This is a genomic window from Micromonospora sp. MP36 (genome assembly GCF_008119785.1).
In the GTDB taxonomy this organism is placed as follows: Bacteria; Actinomycetota; Actinomycetes; order Mycobacteriales; family Micromonosporaceae; genus Micromonospora.
In genome coordinates, this window is sequence record NZ_VSFA01000303.1 from 1 (window position 1) to 493 (window position 493).

Below are 493 nucleotides of genomic sequence, written 5' to 3' on the forward strand. Positions count from 1 at the left end.
GAGCTGTACGCCTTGTCCGCCGAGAGGGAATCGAGGCGTTTGCGGGGACGGCCGATCCCGCCGGGACGGGCCACGGCCACGTCGTCGAGCAGCCGCACCAGCTGGCGGGTGTCGTGGTCCTGGCCCGGGGTCAGGTGACTGGTCAGGTTCCGGCCCCGCCCGTCCCCGATGGTGTGGATCTTCGTGGTCCACCCGCCGCGCGACTTGCCGAGTCCTTCCCGTCGCGCTGCGTCACGGCTGCTCAGCCCCCTTTACGTGCCCCGGCGGCGTGCTGGTGGGCCCGCACGATCGTGGAATCGGCGTTGGCGTGCCAGTCCAGGTCCCCGGCAGCGTCCGCGTCGGCCTGCAGCATCGCCTCGATCCGCGCCCAGGTCCCGTCCTCCTGCCACCGGGTGAACCGCTTGTACAGCGTCTTCCACGGCCCGTACCGTGCCGGAACGTCCCGCCACGGCACCCCGGTACGCACCCGGAACACGATCCCGTTGATCACCTG

General features: G+C 71.4%; 1 pseudogene. It reads right to left on the reverse strand.

The window, feature by feature from the left end:
- A pseudogene (locus FXF52_RS43780) lies at positions 1–493 on the reverse strand (IS5 family transposase); the annotation flags it as partial.